At 75.1% G+C, this 12,737-nt stretch carries 12 protein-coding genes; 10 read left to right on the forward strand and 2 right to left on the reverse strand.

Translation table 11 applies throughout. From position 1 onward, the window contains the following. The first annotated feature begins 140 nt into the window (after positions 1-140). The 5 genes from ABTY20_RS13700 to ABTY20_RS13720 are packed head-to-tail and all read left to right on the forward strand — an operon-like array spanning position 141 to position 5,763. Positions 141-974, forward strand: a complete 834-nt coding sequence (locus tag ABTY20_RS13700) for a M55 family metallopeptidase (RefSeq protein ID WP_351997177.1) — start codon at positions 141-143, stop codon at positions 972-974. Next, positions 967-2,271 carry a M20/M25/M40 family metallo-hydrolase gene (locus ABTY20_RS13705; RefSeq protein ID WP_351997178.1) on the forward strand — a complete coding sequence of 435 codons (1,305 nt, stop codon included), beginning with the start codon at positions 967-969 and terminating at the stop codon, positions 2,269-2,271. The genes ABTY20_RS13700 and ABTY20_RS13705 overlap by 8 nt, the downstream gene beginning before the upstream one ends. A 15-nt stretch (positions 2,272-2,286) precedes the next feature. Next, positions 2,287-4,239 (forward strand): prolyl oligopeptidase family serine peptidase, encoded by a 1,953-nt coding sequence (locus ABTY20_RS13710; RefSeq protein WP_351997179.1) that lies wholly within the window; start codon positions 2,287-2,289, stop codon positions 4,237-4,239. Next, positions 4,236-5,168 (forward strand): S66 peptidase family protein, encoded by a 933-nt coding sequence (locus tag ABTY20_RS13715; protein ID WP_351997180.1) that lies wholly within the window; start codon positions 4,236-4,238, stop codon positions 5,166-5,168. Before ABTY20_RS13710 ends, ABTY20_RS13715 begins: the two co-directional genes overlap by 4 nt. A 40-nt stretch (positions 5,169-5,208) precedes the next feature. Then, the gene (locus ABTY20_RS13720; RefSeq protein ID WP_351997181.1) at positions 5,209-5,763 is read left to right on the forward strand and encodes a GNAT family N-acetyltransferase; all 555 of its coding nucleotides are present in this window, start codon (positions 5,209-5,211) and stop codon (positions 5,761-5,763) included. A gap of 103 nt (positions 5,764-5,866) precedes the next feature. Here ABTY20_RS13720 and ABTY20_RS13725 read toward each other — a convergent pair whose 3' ends face one another. After that, the gene (locus tag ABTY20_RS13725) at positions 5,867-6,214 is read right to left on the reverse strand and encodes a VOC family protein (RefSeq protein WP_351997182.1); all 348 of its coding nucleotides are present in this window, start codon (positions 6,212-6,214) and stop codon (positions 5,867-5,869) included. 110 nt (positions 6,215-6,324) lie between these two features. Here ABTY20_RS13725 and ABTY20_RS13730 point away from each other — a divergent pair, with 110 nt between their 5' ends. After that, positions 6,325-6,750, forward strand: coding sequence for a phage holin family protein (locus tag ABTY20_RS13730; protein WP_351997183.1), 426 nt, complete (start codon positions 6,325-6,327; stop codon positions 6,748-6,750). Between the two features lie 113 nt (positions 6,751-6,863). On the opposite strand, the gene ABTY20_RS13735 is transcribed toward ABTY20_RS13730, so the two are convergent. Continuing rightward, complete coding sequence (locus tag ABTY20_RS13735) at positions 6,864-7,826, reverse strand: LLM class F420-dependent oxidoreductase (protein WP_351997184.1); 963 nt, start codon at positions 7,824-7,826, stop codon at positions 6,864-6,866. Positions 7,827-7,987: 161 nt separating this feature from the next. On the opposite strand from ABTY20_RS13735, the gene ABTY20_RS13740 reads away from it, so the two are divergent. From ABTY20_RS13740 to ABTY20_RS13755, 4 genes are all read left to right on the forward strand, one after another. Beyond that, the gene (locus ABTY20_RS13740; protein ID WP_502991805.1) at positions 7,988-9,481 is read left to right on the forward strand and encodes an NAD(P)/FAD-dependent oxidoreductase; all 1,494 of its coding nucleotides are present in this window, start codon (positions 7,988-7,990) and stop codon (positions 9,479-9,481) included. Then, complete coding sequence (locus tag ABTY20_RS13745) at positions 9,478-11,325, forward strand: transketolase (protein WP_351997186.1); 1,848 nt, start codon at positions 9,478-9,480, stop codon at positions 11,323-11,325. Before ABTY20_RS13740 ends, ABTY20_RS13745 begins: the two co-directional genes overlap by 4 nt. Further along, positions 11,322-12,248, forward strand: a complete 927-nt coding sequence (gene ligD / locus ABTY20_RS13750; protein WP_351997187.1) for a non-homologous end-joining DNA ligase — start codon at positions 11,322-11,324, stop codon at positions 12,246-12,248. The genes ABTY20_RS13745 and ligD overlap by 4 nt, the downstream gene beginning before the upstream one ends. A gap of 108 nt (positions 12,249-12,356) precedes the next feature. After that, the gene (locus ABTY20_RS13755) at positions 12,357-12,728 is read left to right on the forward strand and encodes a gas vesicle protein GvpO (RefSeq protein ID WP_351997188.1); all 372 of its coding nucleotides are present in this window, start codon (positions 12,357-12,359) and stop codon (positions 12,726-12,728) included. Positions 12,729-12,737 lie beyond the last annotated feature (9 nt).

Raw genomic sequence — 12,737 nt, forward strand, 5'->3', positions numbered from 1 at the left:
CGCCGGGCGGGACGCGCCCGGACGGACGCACGCGCCGCGCCGCCGGAGACGGCGCGGCGCGCCGGGTGCCGGGCGACCGGGCGGGCGGGAGCCGTCCACGGGCTGGCCGGGGTTCTGCGGGACCACGTAGCGTGTGCCGCATGAAGATCCTCATCAGCGCCGACATGGAGGGTGCCACCGGTGTCACCTGGCCCGCCGACGTGCTGCCGGGGACTCCCCAGTGGGAGCGGTGCCGGTCGCTGTTCACCTCGGACGTCGACGCCGCCGTGCGGGGCTTCTTCGACGGCGGCGCCGACGAGGTGCTGGTCAACGAGGCCCACTGGACCATGCGCAACCTGCTGCTGGAACGGCTGGACGAGCGCGCCGAGATGCTCACCGGGCGGCACAAGGCCCTGTCCATGGTCGAGGGCGTCCAGTACGGCGACGTGGACGGCGTCGCGTTCGTCGGCTACCACGCCGGCGCCGGCATGGAGGGCGTCCTCGCGCACACCTTCCTCGCCAACTCCGTCACCGGGGTGTGGGTCGACGGCGTACGGGCCAGCGAGGGTCTGCTCAACGCGCTCGTGGTCGCCGAGTACGGGGTGCCGGTGGTCCTCGTCACCGGGGACGACGTCGCCTGCGAGGACGCGCTCGGCTACGCGCCCGAGGCGCTGAAGGTCGCCGTCAAGGACCACGTGTCCCGGTACGCGGCCGTGTGCCGCACCCCGGCCCGCACGGCCGCCGACATCCGCGCGGCGGCCGAGGGGGCGGCCGCGCTGGCGGTGCGCCACGAGCCCGTCGACGGCGGGCCCTTCACCGTGGCGGTCGAGTTCGACGCCGAGCACCTGGCGATGGCCGTCACCGTCGTGCCGGGCGTGACCCGCACCGGTGAGCGGAGGATCGCGTACACCAGCGGGACCATGTACGACGGGATCCGCACCTTCAAGGCGGTCACCACGATCGCCTCGGCCGCAGTGGAGGAGCAGTATGGCTGACGAGCCGGCCCTGGACGAGGTCGTGACCTTCACGTCCGACCTGATCAGGATCGACACGACCAACAGGGGCGGGGGCGACTGCCGGGAGCGGCCCGCCGCCGAGTACGCCGCCGCACGGCTGGCGGAGGCGGGACTCGAGCCGGTGCTCCTCGAACGCACGCCGGGCCGCGCCAACGTCGTCGCCCGGCTGGAGGGCACCGACCCGTCGGCCGACGCGCTGCTGGTCCACGGGCACCTGGACGTCGTCCCGGCCGAGGCCGCCGACTGGAGCGTGCACCCGTTCTCCGGGGAGGTCCGCGACGGGGTCGTCTGGGGGCGTGGCGCCGTCGACATGAAGAACATGGACGCGATGATCCTGGCCGTGGTGCGGTCCTGGGCGCGGGAGGGCGTGCGGCCCCGGCGGGACATCGTCGTCGCGTTCACCGCCGACGAGGAGGCCAGCGCCGAGGACGGATCGGGCTTCCTCGCCGACCGGCACGCCCACCTCTTCGAGGGCTGCACCGAGGGCGTCGGCGAGTCGGGCGCGTTCACCTTCCACGACGGCGCAGGGCGGCAGATCTACCCGATCGCGGCCGGCGAGCGCGGCACGGCCTGGATGAGGCTCACCGCGCGCGGCCGGGCCGGGCACGGCTCCAAGGTCAACCGGGAGAACGCGGTGACCCGCCTGGCCGCCGCCGTCACCCGTGTCGGCGAGCACCAGTGGCCGCTGCGGCTCACCCCGACGGTGCGGGCCGCGCTCACCGAACTCGCCGCCCTCTACGGCATCGAGGCGGACCTGACCGACGCGGACACGCTCCTCGACAAGCTCGGCACGGCCGCGAAGCTCGTCGAGGCCACCCTCCGCAACAGCGCCAGCCCGACCATGCTCGACGCCGGCTACAAGGTCAACGTGATCCCGGGGGAAGCCGTGGCGCACGTCGACGGCCGGTATCTGCCGGACACCGAGGACGAGTTCCGCGCGACCATGGACCGGCTCACCGGTCCGGACGTCGACTGGGAGTTCGAGCACCACGAGGTGGCGCTCCAGGCGCCGCTGGACTCGCCGACGTACGCCCGGATGCGGGCCGCCGTCGAGGAGTTCGCGCCCGAGGGGCACGTGGTGCCGTACTGCATGTCGGGCGGCACGGACGCCAAGCAGTTCTCCCGGCTCGGCATCACCGGCTACGGGTTCGCGCCGCTGAGGCTGCCGGAGGGCTTCGACTACCAGGCCCTCTTCCACGGGGTCGACGAGCGCGTCCCGGTCGATGCGCTCCACTTCGGCGTCCACGTCCTCGACCGGTTCCTGCGGACGGCCTGAACGAAGGGGGAGCCGGTGCGGATCCTGGCGTACGGCGAGTGGCCCTCGCCCATCGACGCGGCCACGGCCGCGGCCCACGACGGCAGGCCCGAGTTCGCGGACTTCGTCGGCGACGAGGTGTGGTGGACCGAGCCCCGGCCCGCCGAGGGCGGCCGGCGCGCCCTGGTGCGGCGGCACGCCGGCGGCACCGAGGAGCCGGTCCTGCCCGCGCCGTGGAACGTGCGGAGCCGGGTCATCGAGTACGGCGGCCGGCCCTGGGCCGGCACCGTGCGCGGCGGTGTCCCGCTCGTGGTGTTCGTGCACTTCGCCGACCAGCGCCTCTACCGGTACGAGCCGGGCGGCGAGCCCCGCCCGCTCACCCCGGTGTCCCCGGTCGGGCAGGGACTGCGCTGGGCCGAGCCGGTGCTCCTGCCGGAACGCGGCGAGGTGTGGTGCGTCCTGGAGGAGTTCACCGGCGACGGCCCCGGCGACGTACGCCGCGTCCTGGCCGCCGTACCGCTGGACGGCTCCGCCGCCGGCGACCGGGGCGCCGTGCGGGAACTGAGCGACGGACGGCACCGGTTCGTCACCGGGCCGCGTCTCGCGCCGGACGGGCGGCGCGCCGCCTGGATCGGCTGGGACCATCCGCGCATGCCGTGGGACGGCACCGAGCTGCTCGTCGCCGACGTCGCCGCCGACGGCACCCTGCACGGCGCCCGCACGGTGGCCGGCGGACCCGAGGAGTCCGTCGCCCAGGCCGACTGGACCCACGACGGCCGGCTGCTGTACGCGAGCGACCGCACCGGCTGGTGGAACCTCTACCGGGACGGGGAGCCGGTCTGCCCGCGCGAGGAGGAGTTCGGCGGACCGCTGTGGAACCTGGGCCTGCGCTGGTTCGCCCCGCTGGACGGCGGACTGATCGCCGTCCTGCACGGCAAGGGCGCGTCCGCGCTCGGCATCCTCGACCCCGAGACCTGCGAGGTCGTCGACGCCGCCGGTCCCTGGACGGAGTTCGCGCCCTTCGTGGCGGCCCACGGCGAACGCGTCGTCGCCGTCGGGGCCGGCCCGCGCAGCGGTCCCGAGGTGGTGGAACTGGACACCCGGACGGGGCACGCCCGGGTGATCGGGGCCCGCCACGAGGACGCCGTGGACCCGGCGTACTACCCCGAGCCGCGGGTCCGCACGTTCACCGGGCCGGGCGGCCGGGAGATCCACGCCCGGGTGTACCCCCCGCACCACCCCGACTGCTCCGGTCCCGCGGACGAACGCCCCCCGTACGTGATCCGGGCGCACGGCGGCCCCACCGGCCGGGCGCCGCTCGTGCTCGACCTGGAGATCGCCTACTTCACCTCGCGCGGCATCGGCGTCGCCGAGGTCGACTACGGCGGTTCCACCGGGTACGGGCGGGAGTACCGCGACCGGCTGCGCGGGCAGTGGGGCGTGGTCGACGTCGAGGACTGCGCCGCCGTCGCACTGGCCCTCGCCGACGAGGGCGCCGCCGACCGCGACCGGCTCGCCGTCCGCGGCGGCAGCGCCGGCGGCTGGACCGCCGCCGCCTCGCTCACCACGACCGACGTCTACGCCTGCGGCACCATCAGCTATCCGGTGCTCGACCTCACCGGCTGGAGCGCGGGAGGGACCCACGACTTCGAGTCCCGGTACCTGGAGAGCCTGATCGGTCCGCACGCCGAGGTGCCCGAGCGGTACGCGGAGCGCTCGCCCGCCGCGCACGCCGACCGGCTCACCGTGCCGTTCCTGATGCTCCAGGGACTGGACGACGTGATCTGCCCGCCCGCGCAGTGCGAGCGGTTCCTGGCCCGGCTGGCCGGCCGGGGCGTGCCGCACGCGTACCTCACCTTCGAGGGGGAGGGGCACGGCTTCCGGAGGGCGGAGACCATGGTGCGCGCCCTGGAGGCCGAACTCTCCTTGTACGCCCAGGTGTTCGGCCTGGGAGCAGCCGGCGTCCCGACCTTGGGGCTCGGCCGGTGAACCGGGTCCGACCGCTGCGGCGGCCCGCCCGGCTCGCCCCCGGCGCCCGGGTGGCCGTGGTCGCGCCCAGCGGCCCGGTCCCCGAGGAACGGCTGCGGGCCGGACTCGACCTGCTGCGCGGCTGGGGCCTGGACCCCGTGGTGGGCCCCCACGTCCTGGACCGCGACGGCACGTTCGGCTACCTCGCGGGCGGCGACGCCGACCGGGCCGCCGACCTGCAGTCCGCCTGGTGCGACCCGGCCGTCGACGCGGTGATCTGCGCCCGCGGCGGCTACGGCGCGCAGCGCATGGTCGACCTGCTCGACTGGACGGCGATGCGGGCCGCCGGGCCGAAGGTGTTCGTCGGGTTCAGCGACATCACCGCGCTGCACGAGGCGTTCGCGGTCCGGCTCGGCCTCGTCACCCTGCACGGGCCGATGGCCGCCGGCGTCGACTTCGTGAAGAGCGCGCGGGCCCAGGACCACCTCAGGGCCACCCTCTTCGCCCCCGAGACGGCGCGCACCCTCGCCTCGGACGGCACCCCGCTCGTCCCCGGGCGGGCGCGCGGGGTCACCCTCGGAGGCTGTCTCTCCCTGCTCGCCGCCGACCTCGGCACCCCGCACGCCAGGCCCTCCGCGCGCGGCGGACTGCTGTGCCTGGAGGACGTGGGGGAGGCGACCTACCGGCTCGACCGCCACCTCACCCAGCTGCTGCGGGCCGGCTGGCTGGACGGGGTGTCCGGGCTGCTGCTGGGCTCCTGGGCCCGGTGCGAGCCGTACCACGGGGTGCGGGCGCTGCTCGCCGACCGGCTCGGCGGCCTCGGGGTGCCGGTGGCCGAGCAGTTCGGGTTCGGGCACTGCGACGACGCGCTCACCGTCCCGTTCGGCGTCACGGCGGAACTCGACGCCGACGCGGGCACGCTGACCCTGGACGAACCGGCGCTGAGCTGACCGGCCCGCGCCGCGCGCGGGCCCGCCGTAGGGTGGCAGGGTGCCGCACACCGCTTCCCGCTACCTCGCCGAAGGCCGCCGCGTGGGGCTCCGCCACTTCACCCACGCGGACGGCGCCGAGTTCACCGCCCGCGCCCGGGAGAGCAAGGACCTCCACCACCCCTGGCTGTTCCCGCCGGACAGCCAGGACGCGTACGCCGCGTACGCGGGACGGCTGATCGGGGATCCCACCAAGGCGGGGTTCCTGGTCTGCGAGAAGGAGGCGGACGGCGCCCTCGCCGGGTTCATCAACATCAACAACATCGTCGAGGGCGGCTTCCTGTGCGGTGCGCTGGGCTACGGCGCCTTCGCGCACGCGGCCGGCCGCGGGCTGATGCGCGAGGGCCTGGACCTGGTGGTGCGGTACGCCTTCGGCCCGATGCGGCTGCACCGCCTGGAGATCAACGTACAGCCCGGCAACGCCGCCTCCATCGCCCTCGCCCGCGCCTGCGGGTTCCGCCTGGAGGGCTTCTCCCCGAAGATGCTCTTCATCGACGGCGCCTGGCGCGACCACCAGCGCTGGGCGCTCACCAGCGAGATGACGAAGGGGCGCTGACGCCCGGCCCCGGCGCGTGGAGCCCCCGTTCACGCGGTCGCCGGGCGGGCCGCTGCCGGGCCGGTACGGCTCCCGGACACGGTCCGCGTCGCGACCGGCCGCGTCAGGAGCGGCGGTCCGCGTACTCGTAGACCGTGCCGTCCGGGTGCCGTGCGATGAGGTTGCGGCCCACGGGCGTGGGCAGCGGGCCCGCCAGGATGTCGGCGCCCATCTCCGCGAGCACCTGCCGGGTCTCCTCGACGTCCTTGACCGCGAGGGTCGCGGCGACCTTGCGCAGCACGTCCAGTTCGGCCGGGGGACCGCTCATCAGCAGGAAGCAGCCGACCGCGGCGACCTGCACGCCGCCCCGCTCGAACCGGAGGGCCCTGCCGCCCGCCAGCCGCTCGTAGAAGGGGATGGCGGTCTCGAGGTCGTCGACGCAGACACGCAGTGTGGCACCCAGAATCTCCATGGGGACGAGCCTAGTTGGGGCCGGCCCGGCCGGAAGGCCGGGGCGCGGGGGGTCTTCGCGCCCCGGGCCCGCGGGCGTTACGCGCCCCCGGGCCCGGGTACCCGACGCCCATGCAGCCCTCGGAGCACCTGGACAGGCACCTGGTCGACGAACTGGCGCGGGCGGCCCGCGAGGCCGTGCGCGACGAACTGCGCGAACAGGCGCGGGGGCAGCGCCGCAGGGCCGCCCTGTACGCCGGATCCGGCGCCGCCGCCCTGTACGCGGGCGCCGCCGTGTCACTGGCCCTGGGCCTCGCCCTCGACCTGGTCCTGCCGGGCTGGGCCGCCGCACTGATCACGGCCGTGGCCCTGGGCGCGCTGGCCCACGCCCTGCGCGGCGCGGCCCGGCCCACGGCGTCCGGGAGCGTTCCCGCGCAGGCCACCGCGTCCGGTGGTCCCTCGGCCCCCGTCCCGCCGGTGCCGTCCGCGCCGCCCACCGCCGGCGTCGTACCGCCGCGGCCGGACTCCGACCCCGACGCCTCCTCCCGCCGGGGCTGACCGGCCGGAGGAACCCGGTGGCGCCGCCTCCGGCCGGGGGCGGCGCGGCCTTCGTGGCGGCCGGGGCCCCGGCGTGACCTCCGGCACCGGACCGCGCGGGCCGCACGCCCGGCTCAGCCGGTCCGCTGGAGCTGCGGCAGCACCTTGGTGCGGTAGAAGTCGAAGAAGCCGCGCAGGTCGGGCCCGATCTGGTTGACGTAGATCCGGTCGAAGCCCGCGTCGGCGAACCGCCGGAGCTCGGCGACGTGCTCGTCCACGTCGTCGCCGCACACCCGGTTCTCCCGCACCATGTCCTCGGTGACCAGGGTCTGCGCCTGCTCGAAGTGCTTCGGCGACGGCAGCACCTGACCCAGTTCGCCCGGCAGCAGCTCGTTCGCCCACAGCCTGTGCACGGTGCGCACGCACGCGTCGCGGTCGGTGCCGTAGCAGACCTTGGTGCCGCCGCTGACCGGCTTCCCGCCGCCCCCGCCCTTGCGGTACTGCTCCACCATCGAGGCGTCCGGCATCATCGTGACGTACCCGTCGCCGACCCGGGCGGCGAGCTTGGTCGCCGCCGGCCCGAAGCCCGAGATGTCGATCGGGACGGGCCCGTCCGGCACGGTGTACAGGCGGGCGTTCTCCACCGTGTAGTGGGTGCCGTGGTGGTTGACCTCCTCGCCGGTGAACAGCCTGCGCATCACCTGGATCGCCTCCTCCAGCATCTCCAGGCGCACGTGCGCGGGCGGCCAGGCGTCCCCGAGGATGTGCTCGTTCAACGCCTCGCCGGTGCCCACGCCCAGCCGGAACCCCCCCGGTGACATCACCGCGGCCGTGGCCGCCGCGTGCGCCACCACCGCGGGGTGCATCCGCACGGTCGGGCAGGTCACCGCCGTGCCCACCGGCAGCGACACCGCCTCGGACAGCGCGCCGATCACCGACCACACGAACGGACTCTGCCCCTGCTCGTCGTTCCACGGGTGGTAGTGGTCCGAGATCCACAGGGCCTGGAAGCCGGCCTGCTCGGCCATCCGCGCCTGCTCGATCAGCTCGGCGGGACCGTACTGCTCGCACGAGAGGAAGTAGCCGTACTCGGGCATGGGGGTCGCCTCCGTGACGTGGGCGTTCCGGGTCCCGCTCCGGGTACCCGGGGGGCCCGGCGGAAACCGGCGGGACGTTTGGCGGCCCCGGCCGGGGGGACGCGGAAGTCTCCCGACGTACGCGACAGCGCCGGAGGCGAACCGTGAGTCGACCCCGCATTGTGATCGTCGGTGCCGGCTTCGCCGGGTACCGCACGGCCCGGACGCTCTCCCGGCTGGCCCGTGGCCGCGCCGAGATCGTCCTGCTCAACCCCACCGACTACTTCCTGTACCTGCCCCTGCTGCCCCAGGTCGCCGCCGGCATCCTGGAACCCCGCCGGGTCACCGTCTCCCTCTCCGGGACGCTGCCGCACGTGAAGCTGGTGCTGGGGGAGTCCGACCGCATCGACCTCGACGCGCGCCGGGTGCACTACACCGGGCCCGAGGGCGAGGGCGGCACCCTCGACTACGACCGGCTGGTCCTCGCGGCCGGCAGCGTCAACAAGCTGCTGCCGATCCCCGGTGTCGCCGAGCACGCCCACGGTTTCCGCGGCCTGCCCGAGGCCCTGTACCTGCGTGACCACGTGACCCGGCAGATGGAGCTCGCCGCCGCCACCGACGACCCCGAGCGGTGCGCCGCCCGCTGCACGTTCGTCGTGGTCGGCGCCGGCTACACCGGCACCGAAGTCGCCGCGCACGGGCAGCTGTTCACCGACGCGCAGGTCGCCAGGCGCCCGATGCGGACCGGGGCGCGGCCGCGCTGGCTGCTCCTCGACATCGCCGACCGGGTCCTGCCCGAACTCGACGAACGGCTCTCCCGCACCGCCGACACCGTGCTGCGGGAACGGGGCGTGGACGTGCGGATGGGCACCTCCGTGAAGGAGGCCACGCACGACGGGGTGCTGCTGACCGACGGGGAGTTCGTCGGCACCCGCACCCTGGTGTGGTGCGTGGGCGTCCGCCCCGACCCGCTCGCCGAGTCCCTCGGACTCCCCATGGAACGCGGCCGGCTGCTCGTCGACCCGCACCTGCAGGTGCCGGGCCGGCCGGAGGTGTTCGCCTGCGGGGACGCGGCCGCGGTGCCCGATCTGGAGAAGCCAGGCTCGTACACCCCGATGACCGCACAGCACGCCTGGCGGCAGGGCAAGGTGTGCGCGCACAACATCGCCGCCTCGTTCGGCGACGGCGAGCGGCGCGCCTACCGGCACAAGGACATGGGGTTCGTGGTGGACCTGGGCGGCGTGAAGGCCGCCGCCAACCCGCTCGGCGTGAACCTGTCCGGGGCGGCGGCGGGCGCGGTCACCCGCGGCTACCACCTGGCGGCGATGCCGGGCAACCGGGTCCGGGTGGCCGCCGACTGGCTCCTCGACGCCGTACTGCCGCGCCAGGCGGTCCAGTTGGGGCTCGTACGGTCCTGGTCGGTGCCGTTGGACACGGCGTCGCCGGAAGTGGCGCGGGTGCCGGGCGGGCCGGGGCGGGGACAGCCGCCCGGGGACGGGACGCACCCGCCGGAGGCCGCCCGGACGGGCCCGGAGCCGGCGAGGAACCGGCCGGGCGGCGAGCCGGCGGAGAAGCGGCCCGCCGTCGCCCCGCCGCCCGATCAGCCGCCGCCCGGCCCCGACGTCGCGCCCGGCCCCGTCAAGCGCACCGACCGACCTTCCGAAGGAGACTCATGAACACCGGTGAACTCGTCGAACTCGGGCAGCAGTTGCGCGTGGACAGCATCCGCGCCGCGGCCGCCGCGGGTTCCGGGCACCCCACGTCCTCGATGTCCGCGGCGGACCTGACGGCCGTGCTGTTCGCCCGCCACTTCCGCTACGACTTCGAGCGCCCCGACCACCCGGGCAACGACCGCTTCGTCCTCTCCAAGGGCCACGCCTCGCCCCTGATGTACGCCACCTACAAGGCGGTCGGCGCCGTCGACGACGAGGAACTGCTCACCTTCCGCAAGGACGGCAGCCGCCTCGAGGGCCACCCCACCCCCCGGCGGCTGCCCTGGGTCGAGACGGCCACCGGCTCGCTCGGTCAGGGACTGCCCGTCGGCGTCGGCATCGCGCTGGCCGGGAAGCGGCTGGACCACGCCGACTACCGCGTGTGGGTGCTGTGCGGGGACAGCGAACTGGCCGAGGGCTCCGTCTGGGAGGCCGCCGAGCAGGCCGCGTACGAGAACCTGGACAACCTCACGGCGATCGTGGACGTCAACCGCCTCGGCCAGCGCGGCCCCACCCGGCACGGCCACGACCTGGACGCCTACGCCCGCCGCTTCCAGGCCTTCGGCTGGCACACCGTCGAGGTGGACGGCCACGACGTGGACGCCGTCGACCGCGCCTACGGGGAGGCCCTGTCCACCAGGGGCCAGCCCACCGCGATCCTCGCCCGCACCCTCAAGGGCAAGGGCGTCGAGGCGGTCCAGGACCGCGAGGGCCTGCACGGCAAACCGCTGCCGGAGGCCGAGGAGGCCGTCGCCGAACTCGGCGGGACCCGCGACCTGCGCATCCGGGTGCAGCCGCCGTCCGCCGGCGCCGCACCGCCCGACCGGCGCACCGGGACCCCCGACCTGCCCCGCTGGGACAAGGGCGAGGAGGTGGCCACCCGGAACGCCTTCGGTGAGGCGCTGACCGCCCTCGGCACCGCACGCGGCGACGTCGTCGTCCTGGACGGGGAGGTCGGCGACTCCACCCGCGCGGAGGCCTTCGCCAAGGAGCACCCCGAGCGCTACGTCGAGTGCTACATCGCCGAGCAGCAGATGGTCGCCGCGGCGGTCGGCGTCGCCGCGCGCGGCTGGACGCCGTACGCCGCCACCTTCGCGGCCTTCCTCACCCGTGCCCACGACTTCGTCCGCATGGCGTCGGTCAGCGGCTCCGGGATCAACCTCGTCGGCTCGCACGCGGGCGTCGCCATCGGCCAGGACGGCCCCAGCCAGATGGGCCTGGAGGACCTGGCGATGATGCGGGCGGTGCACGGCTCGACCGTGCTGTACCCGTGCGACGCCAACCAGACCGCACGGCTGGTCGCCGCCATGGCCGACCTCGACGGCGTCCGCTACCTGCGCACCTCGCGCGGCGCGGGCCCGGTGATCTACGGCCCCGACGAGGAGTTCCCGGTCGGCGGCAGCAAGGTGCTGCGCTCCTCCGACCACGACCGGCTCACCCTCGTCGCGGCGGGCGTCACCGTGCCCGAGGCGCTGGCCGCCGCGGAGGCGCTGGAGGGGGAGGGCATCACCGTACGGGTGATCGACCTGTACTCGGTGAAGCCGGTCGACCGGGAGACGCTGCGCACGGCCGCCGAGGAGACCGGCTGCCTGGTGACGGTGGAGGACCACCACCCGGAGGGCGGCCTCGGGGACGCGGTCGCGGAGGCCTTCGCCGACGGGAGCCCCGTGCCGCGCCTGGTGCGGCTGGGCGTGCGCACCATGCCGGGGTCGGCCTCCCCGGACGAGCAGCTGCACGCCGCCGGGATCGACGCCGAGTCGATCGCGGCGGCCGGCCGGCTGCTGGTGGGGGAGGCGGTCGTGTCGTGAGCGACGACGGCACGCGCACCGTACGGGCCGGCCGTCGCTCGCTGGAGATCCACCGGCCGGGGAAGGTGCTCTTCCCCGGCGCCGGGGGCACCGGGGAGTACACCAAGGGCGACCTCGTCGACTACCACCGGGCCGTCGCCCCGTTCATGCTGCCGCACCTGCGGGGCCGCCCGCTGATGCTGGACCGGCGCCCGGACGGCATCGACGGCCCGGCGTTCATGCAGAAGAACACCCCGGACGGCTACCCCGACTGGATCACCCGGGCCGAGGTCCCCAAGGAGGGCGGCACCGTCACGCACACCGTGTGCGACGACACCGCCACCCTCCTCCACCTCGTCGACCAGGCCGGCATCACCCTGCACCGCTGGCTGTCCCGCACCGGCCGGATCGACCGGCCGGACCGGCTGGTCTTCGACCTCGACCCCTCCGGCGACGACTTCGAGACGGTGCGCAAGGCCGCCCGGCTGCTGGGGGAGCTGCTCGACGAGCTGGACCTGCCCTCGGCGCTGATGACCACCGGCTCCCGGGGCCTGCACGTGATCGTGCCGCTGAGCGGCGGCCACGGCTTCGACGACGTGCGCGCCTTCGCCCGCGAGGTCGCCGACACCCTCGCCGCCGCCCACCCCGACCGGCTCACCACCGCCGCCCGCAAGAAGGACCGCGGCGACCGGCTCTACCTCGACGTGCAGCGCAACGCCTACGCGCAGACCGCGGTGGCCCCCTGCACCGTCCGGGCCCTGCCCGGCGCCCCCGTCGCCACGCCCGTCTCCTGGGACCAGCTGGACGATCCGGAGCTGCACGCCCGCCGCTGGACCGTCGCCGACGCCGTCGAGCAGATCCGCACCGACCCGTGGGCGGACCTGCCGCGCCGGGGCCGCGCCCTGGGCCCCGCCCGCCGCCGGCTGGCGGCCCTGCGGGGCTGAACGGCGCTCGCACCCCTGCGGCCGGGCACGATGCCCGGCCGTGGAGATCGGCCCGGCGCACGGAGGTTTGGCGAACAGACTTGCGGCCACACGAAGGGGGAGGTGGCCATGTCGAACACGAAAAACACCGAAGAGTCACAGGATTCACAGGAAACCCAGGACTCACAGGAAACCCACAAGTCGACGGAGAGCGGGAGAAGCGCCAAACGGCCGGGCCCGATGGAGGTGCTGCGCCAGGCGCGCGGCCAGCTCGCGGAGCTCACCGGGATGGAAGCCGAGTCCGTGTCGTCCTTCGAGCAGACGGAGGAGGGCTGGGCGCTCGAGGTCGAGGTCCTCGAGCTCGAGCGGGTGCCCGACACGATGAGCCTGATGGCGAGTTACCAGGTCGAGCTGGACCGGGACGGGCAGCTCACCGGCTACCGGCGGGTCCGCCGCTACGAGCGGGGACGCGCCGACGCGCGCAGGTCCGGCGGCCACTAGGCCGCCCGG

The sequence above is a fragment of the Streptomyces sp. NPDC126497 genome, from assembly GCF_040302425.1.
Classification (GTDB): Bacteria; Actinomycetota; Actinomycetes; order Streptomycetales; family Streptomycetaceae; genus Streptomyces.

What these genes read in the sequence shown, in the direction of transcription:
- ABTY20_RS13700 (WP_351997177.1), top strand. Translation starts at nt 141, where the DNA reads ATGAAGATCCTCATCAGCGCCGACATGGAGGGTGCCACCGGTGTCACC.
- ABTY20_RS13705 (WP_351997178.1), top strand. Translation starts at nt 967, where the DNA reads ATGGCTGACGAGCCGGCCCTGGACGAGGTCGTGACCTTCACGTCCGAC.
- ABTY20_RS13725 (WP_351997182.1), bottom strand. Translation starts at nt 6,214, where the DNA reads ATGGAGATTCTGGGTGCCACACTGCGTGTCTGCGTCGACGACCTCGAG.
- ABTY20_RS13730 (WP_351997183.1), top strand. Translation starts at nt 6,325, where the DNA reads ATGCAGCCCTCGGAGCACCTGGACAGGCACCTGGTCGACGAACTGGCG.
- ABTY20_RS13735 (WP_351997184.1), bottom strand. Translation starts at nt 7,826, where the DNA reads ATGCCCGAGTACGGCTACTTCCTCTCGTGCGAGCAGTACGGTCCCGCC.
- ABTY20_RS13745 (WP_351997186.1), top strand. Translation starts at nt 9,478, where the DNA reads ATGAACACCGGTGAACTCGTCGAACTCGGGCAGCAGTTGCGCGTGGAC.
- ABTY20_RS13755 (WP_351997188.1), top strand. Translation starts at nt 12,357, where the DNA reads ATGTCGAACACGAAAAACACCGAAGAGTCACAGGATTCACAGGAAACC.